This is a genomic window from Olsenella sp. Marseille-P4559 (genome assembly GCF_900605015.1).
GTDB lineage: Bacteria > Actinomycetota > Coriobacteriia > Coriobacteriales > Atopobiaceae > Tractidigestivibacter.
Window position 1 is genome coordinate 156,451 of record NZ_LR027573.1, and the last position, 23,521, is coordinate 179,971.

Genomic DNA, 23,521 nt, shown 5'->3' on the forward strand with positions numbered 1-23,521 from the left:
CGCTATTCTGGTCGCTGCGTCGTTGCCTCAGGGAAGGCAAGGCGTACCTCTGTTCCGGTGTTCGGGCCTATCGCCCGGGACTCAAGGGATATCCCCAGCCCCATCTTCTGGCAAAGCGCCCGGCACAGATAGAGGCCCATGCCTGTCGACTTGGCAAACCGCCGCCCGTTCTCCCCGGTAAATCCCTTGTCAAAGACGCGCGACACATCCGACTCCGGAATGCCAATGCCATCGTCCGCAATCGTAAGCACAGTTTCGTACGCATCCATACCGCGGCTGCGTCGCAGCGCGGAGATGCGCACGTGACCAGCAGCCGCCGTGTCTTCGGGCCGGCGATACTTGGCCGCGTTCACCAAGAGCTGCCCCACGATAAACGACAGCCACTTTGGGTCGGCGCGAACCGTGGCGTCGAGGCCCTCCCCTAGTCCGGGCGTAACGCGCGCGTCGATCAGGGCGCGGGCATTCCTACGCAGCGCATCGCGCACAACGTCTCCAAGCACGACCTCGCGAATGGAGAAGTCACGGTCAAGCGAGCTTCCACGCGCGTAGTAAAGGGCCTGCTCAACGTATCCCTCTATGCGCGTCACCTGCGCATCCATGGCATCGACATTGGGGCTGGGGTGGTTTTGCGCCACGAGGTGCGCCGCCGCAATGGGGGTCTTCACCTCATGCACCCAGGTCTCGATGTACTCGCGATACTCCCGCGAAGCCGTCCGGAGGTCCGCCACCTCGTCTGCCATCGCCTTCGACTCCCGCCCGAGGACGTCGTACAGCACGCGCCCCTCAAGGAAGTCCGGCCGCTCAAGCAGCTCGGGCGTGAGGTAGGGCCTGTCAAGGCCGTCCGCGCTGCGCGACACCTCACGCAAGAAGCCAATGCGGCGCCTGTAGTCAAGAACGTCTGCAGCCAGGCAGGCGACAAGGACGAGAGCCGCCGAGAAGCACGCCGCTCCGGCATCTGTTCCATACCCTACCAGCATAAATGCCCCAAGCACGACGGCTGCGCAGCGAAGGGTAATCGCCGCCGCATGGTCCTTGAGATACGACCCGAATCTCATGGCAGGTCTACTCGATGATGTAGCCCATGCCACGCTTTGTGGCAATGAAACCCGTGACGCCAATGCCCGCCAGCGTCTGCCTCAGGTGGCTCACGTTGACCGTCAGCGTGTTGTCATCCACGAACTCGTCGGACTGCCAAAGCTCCTCCTGGATGCGCTGCCGTGACACCACCGAGCCAGCATTTCTCATAAGAAGCGAAAGGATGCGCAACTCGTTTTTCGTAAGCTCGGCAGTGCGACCATCGCTCGACACCCCGCAGCGCGCCGTGTCGAGCGTGACCCCTCTGTGGATGACAAGGGAGGACTCAAGCGTTGTAGCAGAGCTGCGCTTGAGCACAGAGGCTATGTGGGCGAGGAGGACTTGGCCGTTGTAGGGCTTGGGAACAAAGTCATCGGCGCCGGCAGAGAGCGAGACGAGCTCGTCCATTTCGTTGTCGCGACTGGTTACCACCACAATGGGGACGCTGCTCTTGCGCCTAAGCTCGCGGCACACGTACTGTCCGTCGATGCCGGGGAGATTAAGGTCAAGGACCACAAGGTCTGGTGAGGTATTGAGGATCTGCCCCACCACGTCCGAGAAGCCCTCGATGGCCCGAGCGTCGTAGCCGTTGCGGCGCAGGAGTACGAGAAGCTCGTTTTTGATATCCAGGTCGTCCTCGACAACCACAAGGTGCTGCATACCCACCCCCATATGACGCGGCGCGGCCACTCTCTGACCGCGCCGAACCGTTGAAATGAGGGTAGCACGAAGACGCACCGAGAAGCAGCCACCTAGCCTTGGGCGGCAGACGAGGGGGCCTGGGACTGCCCACCAGAACCGCCTGGGGCCTGCGTGTCGCTCGGCACCTGACCACCCGAGCCAGGCCCACCCATACCCATGCCACCGCCTGCGCCAAAGCCACCCGAGACGTCCGAGTACGAACCGTCGCTCAAGGTGACACTCGTCTCGGAGGACCCCACGCGCAGCGTGTAGGTCCCGTTGGACTCAAGCCCCGCGCAGCTCACGACCACGCAAGCAAACTGCTTTGTCGCGGTTGTGGAGCAAAGCACGTTACCCGCAGAGTCAAGCACCTCGATCGAGTCGCCGGCGCTTCCGGACGCCGAGACGAGCATGACGCCCTGGCTGCCTGATGCCGCAAGCGTTTGGGCCATCCCGGTCGAGCCCGTCGCGATGATGGTGCCGCCCGTCACCGTACCGCTGCCTGCATAGTCAAGCGCACCGTTGCCGTCATTCGTGGGTCCGCTCACGTAGGTCTCGCCGCCAGAGATCGTAAGGTTGCCGTTGGAGTCGATGCCATCACCCGAGGCATCGACGCGCACGGTGCCACCAGAGATGGTCACATAGGCGGTGGAGTCATTCTCATCCATGCCGCCTATGCCCCCGCCCACCGCGCCACCATCGGCCGCAGACGTCTCCGTGGGGTCCCCCGCCGCGTTGATGCCGTCATCCGTTGCGGTGGCATCGATGACGCCGCCCGTGATGGAGACGTAGGAGCCCTCGAGCGCCTCGGAGCTTTGGCTCACCGTGATGGTGCCACCGTTTATGACCAGCCCGTACTCGGCGTGCAATCCGTCATCTGCAGCGGCAACGTCAATGGAGCCGCCGTCCACCTCGAGGAAGAGTCCGGCGTCAATGCCGTCGGATGTGGCCGTGGCCGTGATGGTGCCGCCAGAGACGTAGACCCAGCCCTTCTCGGCGTCCTCGTCGTTGGCGCAGTGGATCGCGTCGGTGCCCGCCGTGAGCTTGAGCGTTCCCGCCCCAATGGCTACGGAGTCCTTGCCCTGCATGGCATGGCCGGCAGCCGTGACGTCAACCGTCCCGCCATAGATCACGAGATCGTCCTTGCACACGATGCCATGCCCCTGCGCGCTTGAGACCGAGAGGGACCCCGAGCCGTTCACCGTAAGGTCAGCCTTCGAGAAGACCGCGCCGTCCACGTTGTTGCCATCCCCGGCGTCCGCAAACGAGCCCGTGGTGGCAAGCGCGTTTGTGGTACCCTCGGCCAACGTGAGGAAGACCTTGTCGGCAGCCTTAACGTAGATGGCGGCGGCATCCGCGGAGGTCACGCTCGTGCCGGAAAGGACTATCTGCACTTTGGCATCATCGGCAGCGTCAACCACGATCTGCCCGTCAGAAAGCGTACCCGAGACGACATAGGTCCCTGCCTGGGTGATTGTGACGGTCGAGTCGTCAACCGTAACGCCCGAGCCCGTAACCGTGGTACCACCGTCCGCGAGCGTGATAGCGGTTGCATCGGAGGCATCGTAGTCACCGCTTTGGTCGCGGTCCGAGTAGACGTCCGTCGTGTCGAGCAGTGTGACGGCATTGCCGGACGTGGTCGCAGCCGTAGTGGTAGCCGCCATCTCGTCCGTTAACACCGCGCTGGCCGCAGACGTGCCGGACCCCGATGACGCTGACGCGCACCCCACAAGCGGGGCCACGGTCAGGGCAAGGGCAAGGCCTGCAGCCACACAGGTGCGAAGGATGCCAAATCCGGTGTGCATGTTCCTAGAGCCCATAGCCGCTCACCTCCTGATGAGAGAGGGACACTTCCAGGTTGCCGTTGCGAGCCCTCAGCTCGTCGATCATGGCCTTCTCGCTCGTTCCCGCCTCCATGCCAACGTCGTAGGTGAGCCTAAAGAGGCTTCCCATGTTGCAGGTCCTGACGGAAGCCAGCTCGTGGTAGGTGGTGTAGCGCGCAAGCACGTCGTCGAAGGCGCCGCTGTAGTCAAGGTCCTCCGGGACGGTAATGCGCAGGCTGAGGTCGCGCGCGTGCGTGCGCGACCGACCCGTGAACTGCTGCAGCGCAAGGCAGGCCCCACCAATCACCACAGTCACCATCGCTGCGGCGGCAAGGTAGCCCATGCCGGCCACAAGGCCCACCGCCATGGCGAGAAACACGTAGGCGATGTCGCGGCCAGAGCCGGGTGCGCTCCTAAAGCGCACGAGGCTAAAGGCGCCCGCGACGGCCACGCCTGCGCCAAGGTTGCCGTTCACCATGGCAATCACCACGCACACGATGGCAGGAATCACGACAAGCGCAATGGTGAACGAGCGCGTGTGCCGCTGCCGGTACGAGTACACGGCGGCAAGCACGGCACCCAGGACAAGCGCGCACAGCGTGCAGACGAGAAGCGGCAGCAACTCGACGCTCGTGGCCGTCGACGCGGTCGCCGTGGAAGTTGAAAACAGGGAGTCAAGCATGCGAGACCTCCTTTTGCGTTGGATGGGATGCCCGCCTAGGCGTGCTAGGCCCTGGCGATGGCCCCCACTGGATTGGTGGCCGGCAGTGAGATGCCTCCCGGCACCATTACGGGAGCGGGTGCCAGCTGGGGACGATACCCCTTGGGATAGCGCAGGCGATATGCGGTTCCGTACTTCGAGAAGGTGGCCTTTCTCAGCCTCTCCTCCGAGAGAAACGCCACAAACCACAGAGGCATGGCCTTGCTCGTCTTGACCTCGAGGATGTTGAGGCCCTGCGAAAGCACCGGCTCGCCCACATCTTCGGTGAGCGAAAGCGAACTCCAACGGGCACGCACGCGCCTGTCAAACGTGAGCCTAAGATCGCGGTCCTCCGTGGAGAAAAACGCCTCCCTGTCGTAGGCGACGTAGGCCACGGGGAGAAGGCCACCCTCGCGCGCAGCGGTTACGGCAAGCTCAAGCTCCACCTGCGTCCACGGCTCGCGAAGGCATTGGCACAGGCCAAGGGCGTCGTCAAGCTCCATGGTGCAGCGACGCTTGTACACGACGCCGTCGCACTTCTTCTTGAGCTCGAGAAAGACCTTGTCATGCTCCCCTGCCGCACGGTAGCTGCGCACGCGAACCTTCTCCTTGTAGAGCGGATGCCCCAGGGAGCGACGGGCGAGAAGGAGCGTGGGTGTGTCCAGGTAGAGGTTGCGCACCGTAGAGGGGCCGAATTCGTCGGGCGCAACGTGCGCGGATATGAGGCGCTCCAGGCGGGAGCGCTGCGCATTGGTGAGAAGGTACTTGGCCTCCGTGCGCTTGAAGACCATCTGGACGTGCACCGGAGCCTGACCAGGCAACGGCTGTGCTACCTGCGATGTGATCATGCGCCACCTCCCGCATCCCGCCTTGCGCTTCGATTGCATAGCAACAATCTACGAGGTGGGACTTAAAGCGAGCTTGAGCAGCGGACCCCCGCGCCGCAATGGCACGAGGGTCCGACAACGTTGTTAGTTTGCTGAAAGGGACGTGGGCCGGCGCCGGTGACGCAAAGGCCGACGCGCTACGCCTGTGGCGCCTCGCCAGTCATGAGGACGTGCGCAAGCGCCGCCTCGTCAAGCACCGGCACGCCGAGTGACTGGGCCTTTGTGAGCTTCGAGCCGGCGGAGGCGCCCGCCACAACGAAACTCGTGCGCTTGGAGACCGAGCCCGACACCTTGGCGCCCATGGCCTTGAGCTGGGCTCCCGCTTCGTCGCGGGTGTAGTTCTCAAGCGTCCCCGTGAGCACGAAGGTAAGACCCGCAAGCGTCTGCGGGCGCTCGGGTGCCGTGACCCGCTCTTCCAGGACCACCCCCGCCTCTCGCAGACGCTCGAGCACAGCGGAGTTTTCCGACACCGAGAAGAACTCGCGCACGGAGGCTGCGATCTTTGGACCAATGCCGTCGATAGCCGCAATCTCGCCCTCGCCCGCCGCCATGAGCGCCTGGAGCGAGCCAAAGTGACGCGCGAGAAGCCCGGCGACGTTTGCGCCCACGTGGCGGATGCCCAGACCAAAGAGGACGCGCGCAAGGCCGCGAGAGCGAGACTCGTCCACCTGTGCCATGACCTTCTCGGCGATGGTGCGGCCGACAAGAATGTCCTCGCCCTCCGTGTGGCCCTTGTTGCTCGTCTCATAGGCGCGGCCGGTGGGGGTTGCCGCCAGCGCGTCAACGGTGAGCTTGTCGTAGTAGTCTGCGACATCGGTAAGTGTGCCCTGCTCCACAAGGCGCCCTACCAGCTCGTCTCCCAGGCCATCGATGTCCATGGCGTTGCGGCTGCCCCAGTGGATGAGGCGCTCGACGGCCTGGGCCGGGCAGTCGATGGAGACGCAGCGATACGCCACCTCGCCCTCCTCGCGCACCACGGGGCTCCCGCAGCTGGGACAGTGCGTGGGCATCTGGAACTCCTGGGAGCCTGCGGGGCGAAGCTCGAGCACGGGCCCCACGACCTCGGGAATCACGTCACCAGCCTTGTGCACCACAATCGTGTCTCCCACACGCACGTTCTTGCGGCGGATCTCGTCGATGTTGTGGAGCGTGGCACGCGCGATGGTGGAGCCGGCCACGCTCACGGGGTCAAACTCGGCAACGGGCGTGAGCACGCCGGTGCGCCCCACCTGGATGCGGATGTCACGCAGCACCGTGCGCCTTTCCTCCGGCGGGAACTTGAACGCGATGGACCAGCGCGGCGCGCGGGCGGTAAAGCCCAGCGCCGCCTGACTCGCGAAAGAGTCAACCTTCACCACGACGCCGTCAATGTCGTAGTCGAGGTCCTCCCGGTGCGCCAGCGCCGTGGCGCAGAAGTCGTGCACCTCGGCCGCGCAGGTGCAGCGGCGCGCGTTGGGGTTCACATGGAAGCCACAGCTAGAGAGCCAATGCAGGAACTCCCATTGGCTTGTCACCGAGAGGGGCGACTCGTCTGCCACGGCGTAGATGAAGGTTTCGAGGTCGCGGTGGGCCGTGATCTTGGGGTCTTTCTGGCGAAGGCTGCCGGCGGCGGCGTTCCTCGGGTTGGCAAAGGGCTCACGGCCAGCAGCGTCGGCAGCCTCGTTGAGACGGGCGAACGAGCGCTTGGGCATGTAGACCTCGCCACGGACCTCGATCGAGCGCCCGAGGCCGGCGCCTGCCACGCGAGAGAGGCCCTCGGACGCAAGGGCACGGGGCACGTCGTGGACGGTGAGGACGTTTGCCGTGACATTCTCGCCCACGGTGCCGTCACCGCGGGTTGCCGCGCGCACAAGCTGGGCGTCCGTATAGGTGAGTGCCACGCCCAGGCCGTCAATCTTGAGCTCGCAGGTGTAGGCGACGGGGTTCTCAGGCGTGGATCCCAGCGCCTCGTCGGTACGGGCGAGCCACTCGTCCAGCTCGTCCAGGTTCATGGCATCGTCGATGGAGTACATGCGGCTGGCGTGGCGCACGGGCTCGAACTGCTCCGAGACATAGCCACCCACGCGCTGGGTGTAAGAGTTGGGCGTGACCAGCTCGGGGTGGGCCCTCTCGAGGGCGAGCAGCTCCTGGAGATGGCGGTCGAACTGGGCGTCTGTCATCTCCGGCGCGTCAAGCGCGTAGTAGGCGTAGGCGGCGTGGCTGAGGATGCGATTGAGCTCGGCCGCGCGGGCACGCGGCGTGCGCGCGGGAGCCGGAGCGCTTGCGCTGACATCAGCATCGACATCGCCGAAGGGCGAGCCTTGCGTTCTCGGCACGTCTACGTCGTTCTCGCTGGTCTTCTCAGCCATGCTTTCTCCTCTCGTACCCGGAAGCCACTACGAAAGGGTAGCGCAAACGCGAGACGGAATTTGGGGCCACGGCTTTTGGGACGTCGCCGGGGATTGCAGAACGTTCGAATCGCACCTGGCTAGGCGAGAGCGGCCACCGAGGGCGGCATGAGTCCCGTGGCCGATACACATTCGGACCCGAATGTGTATCCCGCGCAGGTCGGTACAGATTCGGGCAACGAATGTGTACCGTTTGCTTGTCTACAGGCTCGGAAATGAGTTACACGCTCCGCGTACGCCTTCGCATACACCAATAGAAAGAGAGCCAGAGGACATAGCCTCTGGCCTGCGAGCTTGTGGTGGGGGTTAGAAGATTTGAACTTCCGGTCTTCCGCGTCAGAGATTCCTTTCGCTCGTCGTGCGATCTCAAGCCTACCATCGCTGCCAGAGGGAACCGCGCACGCGCCCCCACTCCATCGTTCCGAATTGTCAGGCCTCGCCCACCGCCCAGCTACAGCAGCACCTGTCGCATAGCACTACGGGGCGTATACTATTTCGCGATATTGACTAATTTTTGTTTTGCGTAATAGGAGCGCATCTATGAAGCTAATACAACGCACGGCATACCTAGACAGGCTCCGGAATGTCGTGGGCACCCCAGACATCAAGGTAATCACGGGCGTGCGTCGCAGCGGCAAGTCGAAGCTCATGGAGGCCTTGGCTCATTGCGCCGGCGAGACCATCCCAAGTGCAAACATCATCCAAGTCAACTTCAACCTGATTGAGTTCGAGGGGCTCCTCGAATATCACGCGCTCAATGAATACATCGAGTCGCAATACCGTCCCGACGCCGAGAACATCGTCTTCATCGACGAGGTGCAGATGTGCGAGGGATTCGAGAAATGCATCAACAGCCTCCACGCCTCGGGGCGCTATGACATCTACATCACGGGATCGAACGCTTTCCTGCTCTCGAGCGACCTAGCCACGCTGTTCACGGGACGCACCTTCGAGTTGGAGGTGTTTCCCTTCTCCCTCGCCGAATTTCGCGAATACTACGAGCTCACGGATGTTGACGAAGCTTTCGACCGCTACGTGCGCGAAGGGGGGCATGGCCGGCTCGTACCCCTACACGTCCGAAGCCAACCGATACAAATACGTGGCAGACGTGTTCGATACGCTCGTCCTACGCGACATACGACAGAAGTATCGCATCCGCAACGTGCAGCAACTCGAGAGGCTCTGCGACTTCATGATGGACAACGTCGGGAACGTTACCTCGATACGAAACATCGCCAAGGCACTCGCGACGAACGGCCTGAAGGTTTCCGACAAGACGATTGGTGCCTACCTCGGCTACCTCTGCAACTCCTACGCCTTCTACCGCGTACGGCGCTACGACATCAGGGGGAAGCGCTACCTCGCATCAGGCGACAAGCACTACCTCGTCGACCAGTCGTTCAGGTACGCGAAGCGTGGCACCAAGAACATGGACTGGGGCCACGTCTACGAGAATATCGTGGCCATCGAGCTCTTGCGTCGCGGTTATGAGGTCTACACGGGCACCCTATACAAGAAGGAGGTCGACTTCGTTGCGCTGAGGCAGGGCGAGAAGGTCTACATCCAGGTGAGCGACGACCTCTCGAACGAGAGGACCTTCAGGAGGGAATGCGAGCCGCTCCTGCAGATACATGACGCCTATCCCAAGATGATCATCGCGAGGACGAGGCACTCCGAGTACGGCTACGAGGGGATACGCATCGTCGACATCGCCCGATGGCTGCTTGGGTAGGCGCACGGCAATGGTGGCAACCTTCCGCCATTACGCAAAACCGTATATTTTCACTATTGCGTAGTGGGTGGTTCAGCGACAATCGGGGACGGACTTTTCCGAAGACTGATTGCCAGGAACGTGGTCCAAATGCGGTCCAAAAGAAAACAGGCCAGAGGACATGGCCTCTGGCCTGCGATTTCGTGGTGGGCGTTACAAGATTTGAACTTGTGACCTCTTCCGTGTCAGGGAAGCGCCGGCTCACAGTCTCTCGATTGATCTTCGGCAGTTGGCGCTGACCTCGTTCACGATCTTCTGGCCCAGGGGCCGGAAGGCGGGCTCCACGCTCTCCACGGCATCTGCTTCTCGCGCGATTGCCCCCGGGAGCATGCCTACCATAAGCTCGAACCTCTCGCAGAGGAGGCCGGCACCAATACCAAGCTCGTCGAGGTTGCCGTCGCGGACCATCTTTTCAACCTGCTCGCGTCCGACCATCCCGAAGCGATTCTCTCCTCCAATTGAGAGGGCTGCTCGCAGTGGCTTCCTTTTGCGCGGGGCAAGGCTTTCGTAGGCCGCAATGGTCGCGACGTCGTAGAGCGGCGCGAGCCTCATGTCTCCGGGAGCGATGTGGAGCAGCGAGTGGTTCTTTGCATGCGCGTCGGTAGCGCCAATCAGGTAGTTGAAGAAGAGATACAAGATGAATCGGTACGCGTTCTCGCGCGCGTTCGAGCCGGTCATTCGCATCAGGCGGAGTATGTCTGATGTCGTTGGGCCGCCCTGCTCGGCATACTTCGTCTGAGGTGGAACGCCGAGCGCCTGGCAGAGGTCCTCCTGGTGGATTCGCCTCACGGTGCCGTCAGGCATAGTGACCCTGTCGTATCGTCCGATGACTATCGCATGCTCGCTCCCGAAGCGACGGTACTCCACGTCCGCGACAGGCAAGCCGATTGTTCGCGCCACGCGCATCGATAGGTACTCGACAAGTGCCTGGCCCTCGTAACCTGCAACTCCCGGCTTGAGGATGTGAGTAGTGGCAGCAGATCCGGAGCACGCATACCACTTTCCTTCCCTCTCCCTGAGGGCAAACTTCGATTGGCACCCTCCGAGCGACCAGTGTCCCAGCGAACTGTCAACGTCTGTCCAAACGGAGGACATGTCAGCTTTCACTTCTCGGAGCCTCGCTTCAATCTCGGCATCCGTAAGCGCGACCAACCCGTCCGTGTCATCCGTGGCTGGCGGTTCGGCATTCTCCTCCAGAACCTGCACAGCTCCAGGACACTCCATGCCCACGACACCCAGAAGGCGGAACGGGTTCTCGCCCGAGACACCATACCTCGCTCCGATGGACGCGCGCGTGGAGGCCTCGTCGGGGAGAAGTCCCTGCAGGAAAGGACGGACAACCCGATTGCCATATCGCGCGAGGCCAACGGGCATGGATAGAGACAGCGGGACTCCGTCGTAGCCACGGTCGTAAGCAAACGAGATGGAGCCATGTGAGTCCTCGGTCAGGACCCCGCACCTGTTACCACCAACGAAGACCGCCTGCCTGTTGGCCCTCATCTCGTGTCCCCCCTCTCATCGAGTCGCCACTGATTGCCGAGGTCGTTCCAACCAGGCACGGCATACGAGCCATGATTCGCGTCAGCGCCATCCGACTCGCCTATAAACATCGAGAGCCCGAGACAGTCGAGAATCCTAAGGAAGTGTCCCAAGCCCAGATTCTCGGACTCCCCCATCTCAAACGAGTACAGGCTTCGTGCGCTCACGCCCGCCTCCGTGGCAAGCTTCGCTCGCGAGAGGCCCTTGTCCTCGCGGACCCTTCTGACAATGCTGCCCGCCAGTGCGCTGTTCGTGACCCTGTCATTCATAGCTCTCCGCCCTTCGCAATATCTTACTATTCGCAATATATCGCGTATCGCATTATTTTGCGAATATTATCGTATAGAGATTTCAATCTCCACATCGGAAGCCGCGAATTCCTCCAGAGATCATGCCTCACAAACGTGAACTGTCGCCAAAAGGGAGCAGGCCAGAGGAAACATCCTCTGGCCTGCGAATGTATGGTGAGCGTCAGAAGATTTGGGCTTCTGGCCTCTTCCGTGTCAGCCTGCCCGGGCTCCTGCGTCACGGCTGAGAACACCCTACGCCACGCGCGCCAGCAACCTACCCGCGGGCGGCCTCCAGCGCACGGCGTCCCAGCTCGATGCAGCCGAGGACGCCCTGGTCGCCCCTGCAGCCGGCCTCCACGATGTAAGAGTCGATGTCCGCAAGCTCCGGCGTCACGAGGTAGCCGTTCAGATTTTCGAGGACCTTCTTGCGCACCAGCGGGAAGAGCTGTGTCTGCTTCATGACGCCACCGCCGAGCACGATGCGCTGCGGAGAGTAGCACAGCACGTAGGTCGAGATGCCCTCGGCAAGGTAGGTGCTCTCAAGCTCCCATACCTCCGGGCGACCTGCCAGCTCGAAGCCCTTCTTGCCCCAGCGGTGCTCGATGGAGGGGCCGGCGGCCAAGCCCTCAAGGCAGCGGTCATGATACGGGCACACGCAGTTGCCCTCATCACCAGGCTGGACCTCAAGCAGGATGTGGCCTGCCTCGGGGTGGAGCATGCCGTGCAAGAGTCGGCCTCCCACCATCACGCCTGCACCGATGCCGGTGCCAATCGTAAGGTAGACTACCGTGTCGAGCCCCTTGCACGAGCCATACGTGACCTCGCCCAGGCACGCAGCGTTGACGTCCGTGTCATACCCAATGGGAATGCCCAGGGACTCGAAGGCGCTCAGGAGGTCGAAGTGGCACCATGCGGTCTTGGGGGTATCGAGGATCTTGCCGTAGCTGGGAAGCGATGGGTTCACGCCGGTGGGGCCAAACGCGCCAATGCCAAGGGCATCAACATTGTGGGAGCCAAACCACTCGACCATGCGGCCAACGCAGTCATGGGGACCTCCGGTGGGAATCTCCTCGTGCTCGGTCACCTTGCCGTCTGGCGTCCCCACAGAGAGGATCATCTTGGTTCCACCCGCCTCGAGCGCGCCGATTCTTGCCATAAGTGCTCCCCCGTTCGTCCCGTGGCAAGGCGCAGCACCAAGCGCCAGCCAAATTAGACATATCTAGTCTACAAGAATAAGGGCCTCGCGGCACAATGCCAGCGAGACCCTTGAACGGCATGTACTTCTAGGCGAGGAACGCCTCGAGCGAGAAAACCAGGGCCCTCGCAGGCGAGACCTTCGCCCTAGGCGACGGAGGCCTCGTAGCCAGCGTCCTTCACGGCTGCGACAAGCGCGTCGTCCGTCACGGTGGGGTCTGCCTCGACAACAGCGTCCTTGCCCTTGAGCGAGACCTTGACCGAGCTCACGCCCGGAACCCCCTCGAGGGCCTTGGTCACATGGGCGACACAGTGCTCGCACATCATGCCCTCAACGTTAAGCTTCTTCTCCATAGCATTGCTCCTCTCGCTGTTAGCCGCATCTGTGGCGGCTACGTTACTGGCCTCGGCCGTATTCGCGGCATCGTACACCACGGTAGCCGGAATTGCCTTGTCGTTGGCGGACGCGACATCCCCCTCGCTTGCCCGGCTGGGCTTCCAGGCAAAGAGCCTGAGCGCGTTAGAGACCACAAACACGGACGAGAAGCCCATTGCGGCCGCCCCCACCATGGGGTTGAGCGTCACGCCCAGAGGCGAGAGCACGCCCATGGCCACAGGGATGCAGATCGCGTTGTAGAACAGCGCCCAAAACAGGTTCTGGCGAATGTCTCGCATGGTGGCATGGGAGAGCTCGATGGCGGTTGCCACGTCAGCCGGGTCGGAGTGCATGAGCACCACGTCTGCCGAGCTGATGGCCACATCGGTACCAGCGCCAATGGCGATGCCCACGTCCGCCCTGGCAAGCGCGGGGGCATCGTTGATGCCGTCGCCCACCATGGCCACCTTGCGGCCCTCGCCCTGGAGCTCGCGAACCTTCTGCTCCTTCTGGCTGGGCAGCACACCGGCCACGACCTCGTCGACACCCACTTGGCGCGCCACGGCCTCGGCGGTCTTTGCCTGGTCGCCCGTGAGCATGACGGTGCGTACGCCCATGCGACGCAGGCGCGCCACGGCAGAGGCCGAGGTTGGCTTCACGACGTCGGCAACGCCGAGAAGGCCCAACACGCGACCATCACGAGCAAAGTAGAGCGGCGTCTTTGCCTGCGCCGCAAGTTCGTCCGCCTGCGGCGCGAGCGCCGAGACGTCCACGCCAGCCGAGGCCATGAGGCGGGCGTTGCCTGCGATTGCGGGGGACCCGTCGACTGTCGCGCGCACGCCACCACCCGCGACCTGCTGGAAGCCCGTTGCGTCCACGCCCTTGTCGGCACCTGCATTCGACTCGTCCACGTAGTCGCAGACGGCCTGTGCCAGCGGATGCTCGCTCTTGCGCTCGAGCGCTGCGGCAACGCGCGCCAGCTCCCTCTCGCCCACCCCTGCAGCCAGGCGGACGTCGGTCACGCGGGGCTTGCCCTCGGTGATGGTGCCGGTCTTGTCGAGCACCACGGTATCGAGGTCGCACGCGCCCTCCAGCGCCTCGGCGCTCTTGATGAGGATACCCACCTTGGCACCGCGCTCCGTGCCCACCATAATTGCCGTGGGCGTGGCAAGGCCCAGAGCGCAGGGGCAGGAGATGACCAGGACGGAGACGGCATGGTTGAACGCCGTCGCGAAGTCCGCGGGGGCGAAGATGGCAATCCATCCCAGGAAGGTGACGGCTGCTATTGCCATGACCACGGGAACAAAGACGCCCGCGATCTTGTCAGCCTGACGCTCGATGGGCGCCTTGGAGCCCGTGGCCTCGTCCACGAGGCGGATGATGCTCGCAAGTGCCGTGTCATCGCCCACGGCCGTGGCCTCCATGGCAAACCAGCCGCGCTGGCTCACGGTAGCGCCGGTCACGCGGCCTCCCACGCCCTTCTCGGCAGGTACCGGCTCGCCGGTGATGGCAGACTCGTCAATCGAGGCCGAGCCCTCACGGATGACGCCGTCGACCGGCACGGACTCGCCGGCGCGCACCACCACGATGTCGCCTACGCGCACCTCGTCGGTGGGTACCTCGACCTCCTCGCCGCCGCGGCGAACGCGGGCCGTCTTGGGCGCGAGGTCCATGAGCGCACTGATCGCCGAGGTCGTCTTGCCCTTGGCACGGGCCTCGAAGTACTTGCCCAGCGTGATGAGCACGAGGATGGTGCCGGCCGAGTCAAAGTACAGCGAGTGCATCATGGCGTAGTGCGCGGTTTCGAGGTCCATGGCGCCAAGCGCCAGCGCCATCTGGTAGACGCCAACCAGGCTGTAGGCATAGCTTGCGGCAGAGCCAATGGCGATGAGCGAATCCATGTTGGGCGAGAGGTGCGCCAGGGTCTTGAAGCCCATGACAAAGTAGCCGCGGTTGACAAAGAGCACGCAGGTGGCAAGAAGCAGCTGCGTCACCGCGGATGCCATCATGCCCTGCATGCCGTCGAGCCCCGGAACCTCAGGCCAGCCGAGCATGGGACCCATGGCCAGGTAGAAGAGGGGCACGCCAAAGACGATGGACCAGATGAGCTGCCTCTGCTTTGCGTCGATGGCCTTCTGGGCGCCCTCCCGAGGGTCGACGAAAGACGCGCTCCTGGAGGCGTTGCCAACTGCTTGGCGCGGAGACGCGCCATAGCCCGCATCCTCGATTGCAGAGACAACCGCAGCTGCCGTCTTTGGGTCGCCGTCGTAGTCGAGCTCCATCGAGTTCTTGAGAAGGTTGACGTTGGCGTCGCTCACGCCGGGCACGCCTGATGCGGCCTTGCCAACCCTCGCCGAGCAGGCCGCGCAGGTCATGCCCGTAATGTCGAACGTTTGCTTCATCGTGCTTGCTTCCCTTCGCTGTTGCGTCCCTGGGAGCAGGGAGTTGCTGTGGTCTGGCCCTGCCTGCGGACAGGACTCACATGAACTTCTTGAAGAGGCGCATGACCTCGTCGACAACCTCGGTGTCGCCCGCCCGAATGCGCTCGACCACACAAGTCTCAAGGTGGTCCTGCATGACCTCGCGACTTACGGCCCTCACCGCCGACTCGACGGCGGCGAGCTGGGTCAGGACGTCACCGCAGTAGCGGTCCTCCTCCACCATCGCCTTGATGCCGTTGAGCTGCCCGATGGCTCGGTTGATGCGGCAGGTGACGTCGTGTTTGAGCTCCTCGGAGCGTGGCGTCTGCTTCTTGCGGCAGCACTCTTTGGCGTCCTGGACGGCAGATAGCTCTACCCGGGCATCTGATGGTTCCATTTGAGACTCCCCTCCTTGCTAGAGTCCGTCGCACATACCCCTCATGGGCATCTATCACTGCGTACAATATACCCCTCATGGGTATGAACCAACCATGACGGCGGTGGATTGTGGAGGGGTTGGCAGCAAGCCGCCTGATCCGTGACGGGTTTGAGAGGGGCGCGGCGGGAGGGTGCGCTTGGCGTACGCAGGATGGGCTTTTGTTGCCAAGGTAGGGTCTTGGGGGCTCCCCCCTGGCAAAAGGCCTGGATTGTGCGTACGCACCACCAAGGGTTTCTGGCGTCCCAGTCGCGTTTCCCCAGTTGGGCGAGAAGGCCATGGCAGCACTTCGGGGTTGTGCGTACGCACGACGGAACTTCTCTGCCACAAAAGGCCTCTTGAGCCACCTATTTGGCGGAAGGTCTTACGTATGCGTACGCATAACAGCCTCTTCTTGCCTCATCAGGAATCCTGGAACATCCTCTCGGCAGAAAGACGTACTCGTGCGTACGCACGGCACGGCATAGCTGCCCTCAACGACACCCAGGCACCCACCCGCTACTCCACCGAATCCGGCTCGACGGCGTTGTCGGAATCCCCCTTATCCGCACGCACCTGCGCGGCCTGCTCGAAGGCAGCCTTCATGGTCTTGTTCCCGCGAGTCAAGCGCCTAATGGTGAGGTCCTCGGCTTTGTTATTGGCCAGACGAAGCTGGTTCTCGGACTTGGTGAGACTCTCCTTCACCTTCTGGAGTGACGCAATGGAGCGGTCAATCTGCTCGATTGCCTCGCCAAAGCGCTTGGAGGCCTGCTCGTAGTTACGCCCAAAGCCCTGCTTGAACTTCTCGAGCTTCTCCTCGAAGTTGGTGACGTCGAGGTTCTGCTGCCGCACCTCGGCAAGCTCGCGCCGAGCGGAGACGGCATTCAGGCCCGCGTTTCTCAGCAGGCTAATGATGGGCAGGAAGAACTGCGGCCGTACCACGTACATCTTGGGATAGCGATACGAGACGTCCACGATGCCCGCATTGTACAGCTCGCTCTCGGGCTCGAGCGTGGAGACGAGAACCGCATACTCGCAGTGCTTGTTACGGCGGTCGCGGTCGAGCTTGGCAAGGTGGTCCTCGTTACGTTTGCGGTTGACGGAGCTGTCGTCCTCGTTCTTCATATCAAACATTATCGAGACAATCTCGGTACCGGACTCGTCGCACTCCCTAAAGACGTAGTCGCCCTTGCTGCCATCGACCACATCGTTGTCCTTGTGGAACTCCGCGCGCGGGAAGGCCATCATGCGCACCTTGTTGAACTCGGACTCGCAGTGCTGCTCGAGAGTCTCGCCGATGAGCTTGACCGAAAGGCGCGAGCGCTGGTTCTTGATGCGCTCGATCTCGTCTTCGCGGTCGCGGATCTCCTGGTCCTTGTACTTCTCCTGCTCGACCAGTCGCTGGTTGAGAACGGCGATCTCTTGATCCTTCTTGGCCGAGACCTCCTGAACCCGGGACTGCAGCTCCACCAGGTGCTTGTCACGTTCGGCGGTGGCACGGGTCACAGCAAGCTCCTGCGCACCCTTGGCCTGCGCCTCCTGAGAGCGAAGCTGCTCGGTGAGGCGAGCTATCGAGGCGTCCCTCTCGGCAAGCTGGGCACGCAGGTCCCCCTCGGCCTTGGCGCGCACCGCCTCCACCGAAGCAGCCTCGCGCTGCTCCAGAAGGGCGCGCTGCTCGTCAAGCTGACGCTTGAACTCGGCATCGCGGACCTGTTGCAGGATCTGCGCGTAGCCCGCCTCGTCTACCTGGAAGACCTTTCCGCAGTTAGGGCACTTTACCTCAGCCATGGGACCTCCTCTTGGCGATACTCCTGAGTAAAGGTTACACGCCTCGCGCGACACAAATAGGCGCAACGGAAAGACGCGGCGGGAGCCACAGGACCCCGCCGCGCTTGCCAAATGCCTTGGATCGTTCCTGGCAGGCTATGCTACCCAGCCGCCAGCTGAGACGACCGTTGCGTCACCATCTGCGCCGTCCGCCATATAGTTGGCCCCGGCGCCGGTGGCATAGGAGCCGGTGGAGTCCTGGCGCTGCTGCAGGCGCTCCTCGATCCACTGCTCGAGCTCGTCCTGCGTCGTGGTGCCGTTGGTGCCGATACCGTTGCCGTTAAGACCATGGCTGTTGTCGGTGGTGCCATTCGTCGAGGTGGAATCCTGCTGTTCGCGCTCTGCCTGCAGCACCTCGTCGGAGCCCAGCGTCACGGTGACGTCCTTGGTCTCGGTGCCACGCACAACCGTCACGGTGACGGTATCGCCAATGTCATGCGAGCGAACCGCGAGGACCATGCCGTCTGCGGAGGTGATCTCTTCGCCGTCCATGGCAACGATGATGTCGCCCCGTTCGATGCCAGCCTGGTCGGCGGGACCGCCTGAGACAACCTCGGCCACGTAGGCGCCCTGGTTCACGGACAGGCCGTTAGAGCGTGCGTTCTGGGCGTTCACGGTCTGCATCGAGAGGCCAACGTAGGCGTGCGTGACCTTCCCGTCGTTGATGATCTCGTTAGCGATCTCGACGGCGTAGTTGCCCGGGATGGCAAAGCCAATGCCCGCGAAGGACTCGGTACTGGACGAGTAAAGCGTGCTGATGCCCACAAGCTGGCCCTGGTCGTTCACGAGCGCGCCGCCGGAGTTGCCGGGGTTGATGGCTGCATCAACCTGGATGAGGTTGGTGTAGATGGTATCGCCCGAGCTGGACTGCAGGAGCTCGTTGCGGTACAGGGCGGAGACGATGCCCTCGGAGACGGACTGGTCGAGGCCAAAGGGGCTGCCGATGGTCATGACCCAAGAGCCCACGTTAAGCTTGGAGGAATCGCCTATCTCGATGGGCGTCACGGAGTCGCCGTTAAGGTCTGCCTTGATAACGGCAAGGTCGGAAGAGGAATCGGAGCCAACAACGCTGGCCTCGTAGCTCTTGCCGCCTATCGTCACGCTGATTGAGGTGGCACCATCGATTACGTGGTAGTTCGTGATGATGTTGCCGTCGGCGTCGAGAATGACGCCAGAGCCAAGGCCTGAGCCGTCGTCATAGGTGACGTTCACCGAGGCCACGGAGGGCATGGCCTTGGCGGCCACGGCCTCGGCTGTCGATGCCGAGGTGTCGCTCGACGTGATGCTGATGGTGCTGCTGCTCGAGGTAGAGCTGCCCAAGGAGGGGCTGGTGCCGGTCGAGGGGGACTTGTCAAAGGTGCCGGCAAGGGTCAGCGCCAGCACGAGTGCAAGCGCTGCCACGACGCCAGAGAGGGCACCGGCGACGATGGGCTTGCCCAGGCCGCCCTTCTTGTCGTTGCCCGGCTTACCGCCACTTCCATCGGCAGCGCTTGGAGGATAGGCCGCACCCCCGCCGCCGTAATTCGCGTAGTCATGGGCCTGCGTCGGCCGTGCCTGTGTGGGCTGGGAGCCCTGATTCTGCTGAGGGTCCGAGCCCACGCCCGTCATGCCCTCGTCGGGTTCGCCCGCGGAAAAGTCTGCCATGGAAACGTCCCACCCTTCGTCTGTGGCGGCCTGGCGGGCCGTCCTATGTACGTCTGTGAATGTACCCCGATACGCGAGAGGGACCACATCCGGCACCGCATCCCCACGTCCGCGTGACAAGGCTTTTGTGTTCCTGAAACCCAGGGCACAATCCACGTCCTTCTCGCCCCAGTGCATAAAAGGAGCTGCCCTTTGGCAGCCCCGGCGACCAGTCAGTGATACGGTTCACGCGGGCAACGCCTACACACGGAAAAGATAGCCTACGCCACGGATGGTTACGATGTGGGCAGCGACCTGCGGACCAACCTTGGAGCGCACGCGACGGATGTGAACGTCGACCGTGCGGGTGCCGCCACAGTACTCAAAGCCCCACACGCGGTGAAGCAGCGTCTCGCGCGAGTACGCACGCGACGGGTGCGTGGCCAAAAACGAGAGGAGCGAGTACTCCATGAGCGTGAGGTCAACGGGCTTCTCGTCAATGTAGACCTGATACGTGGCCAGATTAATGGTCATGTTGTCGACGGTCACGATGTCTGCCGGCGCACTCTCCTCACCTGGCCACAGCAGAAGCGAGCAGCGCACCTCAAGCTCATCGACGCCAGCCGTGGAGAGGATGAAATCGTTCTTGCCCTGTGTGGGCATGCGCATGGTGGCAAGCTTGTCAGGATCTTGCACCAGAAGCATTGGGATGAAGCCGTTGTCGGCAACAAATGAATCCACGGCGCCCAGCGTATCTTGGGACATGCCATCAGCATCGAGGATGACAAGATCAAACTCATGCCCGGAAGAGACGGCCTGCGAGAAGGTCTCCTCGTTCGCAAGGGCGATGGAAACGTCGATTGCATGAGAGAGTTCGCGCATGCGATCGTGCAGACGTGTGGTACCAGATATGAGCAGGATGTTCTTGTGATGCACGCTAGCCCCCTGCCGGTTGTGCCATAGCTATTGCAGCTTGTCTCGCATAAAATCCATCAACCAGAGTAGCACAGACGTACTCATGGCTGCGCTAGCCCGAGAAAATCCAAAACAACGTGCAGGTAGACGAAACGCCATGCCCGGCAGCCGCCGGCATGGCGCCTCGTTGCCGCAAGCTGCGGACTAGCCGATGGACCCCAGGAACTCGGCCGTACGCGCGTTCTCGGGGTGGTCGAAGACCTTCTCGGGCACACCCTGCTCGACTACCACACCATCCTCCATGAAGACCACGCGGTCGGCGACCTCACGGGCGAAGTCCATCTCGTGGGTGACCACGATCATGGTCATACCCGAGTTCCCAGCCAAATCGCGGATGACGTCGAGGACGCCGCGGACCAGCTCGGGATCGAGGGCGCTCGTGGGCTCGTCGAAGAGCAGCACGTTGGGGTGCATGGCAACGGCGCGGGCGATGGCCACGCGCTGCTGCTGGCCACCGGAGAGCTGGGGCGGCTTGAAGTCCGCACGGTCGGCAAGGCCAACGGCCGTGAGCTGCTTCATGGCCTCGGCCTCGGCCTCTTCCTTCGAGCGCTTCAAGACCTTGGTCTGGCCAATCATCACGTTCTGCTTGGCTGTGAGGTGCGGGAAGAGGTTAAACGACTGGAACACCATGCCAACCTCACGACGCAGCTTGTTGGCATCGGTCTTGCTCTGCCCTGTAATCTCTTGGTCCTCAATCAGGATGTGGCCGGCTGTAGGCGTCTCGAGCAGGTTGATGCAGCGAAGCATGGTCGACTTGCCGGAGCCGGACGGCCCTAGGACCACGACGACCTCTCCCGGCCACACGTCCAAGTTAACGTCACGCAGGACCTTGGTCTCGTCGAAGGACTTGTTGAGGTGCTCGATGCGCACGGTGGGGTGCTCGCCCTCGGTGAAGCGGTGCTTGGTCAGACCCTGGTCGGCGGCAAGGGCGAGACGCGCCGCCTCCTCTGCGGAAAGGGCATCAGGAACGACGGGCATGTCCTCGCGCTTGTGATGGTGCTTACTCGCCATCTGCGACACCTCCGAGGTCGACGGTGGGATGTGAGACAAACGGCGCCGAGAGGGCCGCGAGGACGTCGGCCGCAGGGGCCGCCTTGAGCGGCGCGGCGTGGGAGGCCTCAGCGGAAGACGCGGGGTCCTGCTCGGCCGCGGAAGACTCCCGGGATGCGCTGGTCACGGTGTGATGCTTGGGCCTTGGGCCACCGCCGCGCTCGGAGCGGGCGATGTTGTTCTCGATGATGCCTACGACCTTGATGAGCGGCAGCGTCACGATGAGGTAGTAGATGGCTGCGGCCATGTAAGGGGTGATGTTGCCGGTGGTGGTGGTGAGATTCTTCGAGAACATCATGAGTTCCATGACGCCCACCGAGGAGAGGAGCGAGGTGTCCTTGTAGGACGTGATGAAGTCGCTGGTCACCGTGGGAATCACACGGCGCACGGTCTGCGGCAAGATGACCGAGGTCATGGTCTGGAAGCCATTCATGCCCAGGGAGGCCGCGGCTTCGTACTGGCCCTGGGGGATGGACTGGATGCCCGCACGGAAGATCTCGGCCAGGTAGGCAGACGAGTTCACAGCCATCACGACGATGCCGAGGACGTTGTTGTCGATGTTGATGCCCACCATGGGCAGGCCGAAGAACATGATGTAGATCTGCAGGAAGAGCGGAGTGCCGCGAAGAATGTTGATGTAGCAGATAGCGATGGCGCGCAGCGCCTTGTAACGGCTCGTCTTGAGCATGGCGAAGGCCAGGCCGAGCACAATGGCGAAGGGATAGCACGCAAGCACGATGCCCAGGCAGACGAGCCAGCCTGGGAAGAGCGACGCAAACGAGGTCAGGAGCAGCTGGGGCTTGAAGAACATGCCGAGGAACGGGTTGGAGTTCCAGGCAGCAACCCAAGGCTGGGCGTCAAGCCAGCTTACAGCCGCCTGGAGCGGCGTGTTTGCAATCACCATAATGGCAGCGGAATCATCAAGCGTGCGCGACTGGCCGTCTGCGGTGGTATAGCTACCCGAGACAACATAGTCACCGCCGTCAGCGGGGAACTGCATGTCCGTGATCTCAAGGCGCACAAGCGAGCCAGCGGGGATGCTCTCCGAGAACTGCACGCTCATCGAGTTGCCTGACGAGGTCGCGGCGCCATCGATGCTCGTGCGGTTGAGGCCGTCGAGCACCGTGACGCGGGTGGAGGCATGGTCGAAGGTCGCGCCGTCGGGAAGGCTCAGCGTGATTGAGGAGACCTCCTCGCCATCGCCAACGGTCCCCTCCCAGGTAAGACGGGTGTCCATCGCACCAATGACGCCCGTGCCGCCATCCTCGTTGGGGCGAGCCGTGGCCTTGTTGGTGGTCATGGCCAGCGCGCTCGTCGGCAGTGCTGCAAGCGTGAAGACGAGGGCGAACGCAGCTGCAAGCGCAAGGGCGAGTGCGGGCACGCGCCTGGTAACGCAGCCGTAGCAGACCTCCGAGGAGCGTAGGTCCTCCCCTCCCGTCAATACGTTCTCATGCATGTGTGCCAAGGTAATCTTTGCTCCTGAGTGGAAAGCGGGGCCATGTGGCCCCGCCATTGATTTCGTGCCTCGATGATACCTGCTAGATGGTCGAGCCAAACCACTTGGTCTCGATGGAGTCCATTGTGCCATCGCCCTTCATTTCCTCGAGTGCCTTGTTGATGGCCTTCCTAAGGTTGGGGTTGTCCTTCGATACCGCGATGCCATACTGCTCGCCCGTGGCAATCTCCTCGATGATATCGAGGTCGGAGAAGGAGTTGGTGAGCATGTACTTAGCAACAGGCAGGTCAACGACCATCGCACTGTAGAGGCCGGTTTGGACACCGGTGAGAGCGGCCGTGACGTCGTCGACGGGGACGCGTGTGGCGTTGGGAAGGTTCTCTTGGATCCAGTCGTTACCGGTGGTACCGCCCTGGCACACGACCTGCTTGGAGGCATCGTTCAGGGTCTCTTCGGTCTCGGTGGAGCCCTTCAGGGCAACGATGGCCTGGTTGGAGTCGAGGTAGGGCTCGGAGAAGTCGACGGACTGCAGGCGCTCGTCGGTGATCGTGATGGCGGCCACCGCAACGTCGGCCTTGCCGCCCTGCTTGATGAGAGGCACGAGGGTGTCGAACTTCTGGTTGGGCAGGTACTCGCACGCGAGGCCCATCCTCTCAGCAACGGCGTTGATGACGTCGACGTCGAAGCCCTCGGGGTCGCCGGTCTTGTCGTCCATGTACTCGAACGGTGCAAAACCCAGCTCGGCCACGACGGTCAGGGTGCCGTCCTTCACAAGCGCATAGGAGTCATCGCTCGAGGAGGACGAGGCGCTCGAGCTTGTGCCCTGGCTGCTGGAGGAGCTGGTGGAGCTTTCGCCGCAGCCTGCGAGCGCCGCGCTGCCCGCAAGGGCACCCGCGGCGAGGATGAACTGACGCCTGCTCATGGAATTCTTCATGGTGTTCCCTTCTCCCAGTCCCTCCCGTCCCGTGACGGGCAGTGCTTGTGCTCCCATTGTTGCTGTGCGACGTTACAAGACGTGGTCACGGACCGTTCA

18 protein-coding genes and 1 pseudogene are annotated in these 23,521 nt (G+C 62.8%); 2 read left to right on the plus strand and 17 right to left on the minus strand.

What is annotated here, in order from left to right:
- Nucleotides 1-2: 2 nt before the first annotated feature.
- The 6 genes from E0E00_RS00725 to ligA form a co-directional block, all read right to left on the minus strand.
- The gene (locus E0E00_RS00725) at nucleotides 3-1,055 is read right to left on the minus strand and encodes a HAMP domain-containing sensor histidine kinase (protein WP_130810491.1); all 1,053 of its coding nucleotides are present in this window, start codon (nucleotides 1,053-1,055) and stop codon (nucleotides 3-5) included.
- Between the two features lie 7 nt (nucleotides 1,056-1,062).
- Nucleotides 1,063-1,734 carry a response regulator transcription factor gene (locus E0E00_RS00730; protein WP_130810493.1) on the minus strand — a complete coding sequence of 224 codons (672 nt, stop codon included), beginning with the start codon at nucleotides 1,732-1,734 and terminating at the stop codon, nucleotides 1,063-1,065.
- 92 nt (nucleotides 1,735-1,826) lie between these two features.
- A complete protein-coding gene (locus E0E00_RS00735; RefSeq protein WP_130810496.1) occupies nucleotides 1,827-3,575 on the minus strand; it encodes a carbohydrate-binding domain-containing protein in 1,749 nt (582 codons plus the stop codon).
- Nucleotides 3,565-4,260 carry a DUF4956 domain-containing protein gene (locus E0E00_RS00740; protein WP_130810498.1) on the minus strand — a complete coding sequence of 232 codons (696 nt, stop codon included), beginning with the start codon at nucleotides 4,258-4,260 and terminating at the stop codon, nucleotides 3,565-3,567. The genes E0E00_RS00735 and E0E00_RS00740 overlap by 11 nt, the downstream gene beginning before the upstream one ends.
- A 44-nt stretch (nucleotides 4,261-4,304) precedes the next feature.
- The gene (locus E0E00_RS00745) at nucleotides 4,305-5,126 is read right to left on the minus strand and encodes a polyphosphate polymerase domain-containing protein (protein ID WP_165443479.1); all 822 of its coding nucleotides are present in this window, start codon (nucleotides 5,124-5,126) and stop codon (nucleotides 4,305-4,307) included.
- Between the two features lie 176 nt (nucleotides 5,127-5,302).
- On the minus strand, nucleotides 5,303-7,513 hold the full coding sequence (ligA, locus tag E0E00_RS00750; RefSeq protein ID WP_130810502.1) for an NAD-dependent DNA ligase LigA: 2,211 nt from the start codon (nucleotides 7,511-7,513) through the stop codon (nucleotides 5,303-5,305).
- A 687-nt stretch (nucleotides 7,514-8,200) separates the two neighbouring features.
- Here ligA and E0E00_RS15240 point away from each other — a divergent pair.
- Together E0E00_RS15240 and E0E00_RS14830 are read left to right on the plus strand one after the other, a co-directional pair.
- A pseudogene (locus E0E00_RS15240) lies at nucleotides 8,201-8,479 on the plus strand (AAA family ATPase); the annotation flags it as partial.
- A 124-nt stretch (nucleotides 8,480-8,603) separates the two neighbouring features.
- A complete protein-coding gene (locus E0E00_RS14830) occupies nucleotides 8,604-9,284 on the plus strand; it encodes an ATP-binding protein (RefSeq protein ID WP_242622072.1) in 681 nt (226 codons plus the stop codon).
- Between the two features lie 240 nt (nucleotides 9,285-9,524).
- Here E0E00_RS14830 and E0E00_RS00765 read toward each other — a convergent pair whose 3' ends face one another.
- The 11 genes from E0E00_RS00765 to E0E00_RS00815 all read right to left on the minus strand — a co-directional run bounded on the left by E0E00_RS00765 (nucleotide 9,525) and on the right by E0E00_RS00815 (nucleotide 23,422).
- Nucleotides 9,525-10,823 (minus strand): type II toxin-antitoxin system HipA family toxin, encoded by a 1,299-nt coding sequence (locus tag E0E00_RS00765; protein ID WP_130810504.1) that lies wholly within the window; start codon nucleotides 10,821-10,823, stop codon nucleotides 9,525-9,527.
- Entirely contained in the window at nucleotides 10,820-11,131 is a 312-nt protein-coding gene (locus tag E0E00_RS00770) for a helix-turn-helix transcriptional regulator (RefSeq protein WP_130810506.1), read from the minus strand. The genes E0E00_RS00765 and E0E00_RS00770 overlap by 4 nt, the downstream gene beginning before the upstream one ends.
- Before the next feature lie 295 nt (nucleotides 11,132-11,426).
- Nucleotides 11,427-12,308, minus strand: a complete 882-nt coding sequence (locus E0E00_RS00775) for an ROK family protein (protein WP_130810508.1) — start codon at nucleotides 12,306-12,308, stop codon at nucleotides 11,427-11,429.
- Nucleotides 12,309-12,493: 185 nt separating this feature from the next.
- Nucleotides 12,494-15,124, minus strand: coding sequence for a heavy metal translocating P-type ATPase (locus E0E00_RS00780; protein WP_130810510.1), 2,631 nt, complete (start codon nucleotides 15,122-15,124; stop codon nucleotides 12,494-12,496).
- A 76-nt stretch (nucleotides 15,125-15,200) separates the two neighbouring features.
- Nucleotides 15,201-15,539 carry a metal-sensing transcriptional repressor gene (locus tag E0E00_RS00785; protein WP_130810512.1) on the minus strand — a complete coding sequence of 113 codons (339 nt, stop codon included), beginning with the start codon at nucleotides 15,537-15,539 and terminating at the stop codon, nucleotides 15,201-15,203.
- 537 nt (nucleotides 15,540-16,076) lie between these two features.
- Nucleotides 16,077-17,345: a DUF2130 domain-containing protein gene (locus E0E00_RS00790; protein ID WP_130810514.1), complete on the minus strand. Its 1,269-nt coding sequence runs from the start codon at nucleotides 17,343-17,345 to the stop codon at nucleotides 16,077-16,079.
- 135 nt (nucleotides 17,346-17,480) lie between these two features.
- Complete coding sequence (locus E0E00_RS00795) at nucleotides 17,481-19,028, minus strand: S1C family serine protease (protein ID WP_242622073.1); 1,548 nt, start codon at nucleotides 19,026-19,028, stop codon at nucleotides 17,481-17,483.
- A gap of 240 nt (nucleotides 19,029-19,268) precedes the next feature.
- Nucleotides 19,269-19,943 carry a response regulator transcription factor gene (locus E0E00_RS00800; protein WP_130810516.1) on the minus strand — a complete coding sequence of 225 codons (675 nt, stop codon included), beginning with the start codon at nucleotides 19,941-19,943 and terminating at the stop codon, nucleotides 19,269-19,271.
- A 183-nt stretch (nucleotides 19,944-20,126) separates the two neighbouring features.
- A complete protein-coding gene (locus E0E00_RS00805; protein ID WP_242622074.1) occupies nucleotides 20,127-20,993 on the minus strand; it encodes an amino acid ABC transporter ATP-binding protein in 867 nt (288 codons plus the stop codon).
- Nucleotides 20,983-22,488 (minus strand): amino acid ABC transporter permease, encoded by a 1,506-nt coding sequence (locus E0E00_RS00810; RefSeq protein ID WP_242622148.1) that lies wholly within the window; start codon nucleotides 22,486-22,488, stop codon nucleotides 20,983-20,985. Before E0E00_RS00810 ends, E0E00_RS00805 begins: the two co-directional genes overlap by 11 nt.
- Nucleotides 22,489-22,570: 82 nt before the next feature.
- Nucleotides 22,571-23,422 (minus strand): ABC transporter substrate-binding protein, encoded by an 852-nt coding sequence (locus E0E00_RS00815; RefSeq protein WP_130810520.1) that lies wholly within the window; start codon nucleotides 23,420-23,422, stop codon nucleotides 22,571-22,573.
- Nucleotides 23,423-23,521 lie beyond the last annotated feature (99 nt).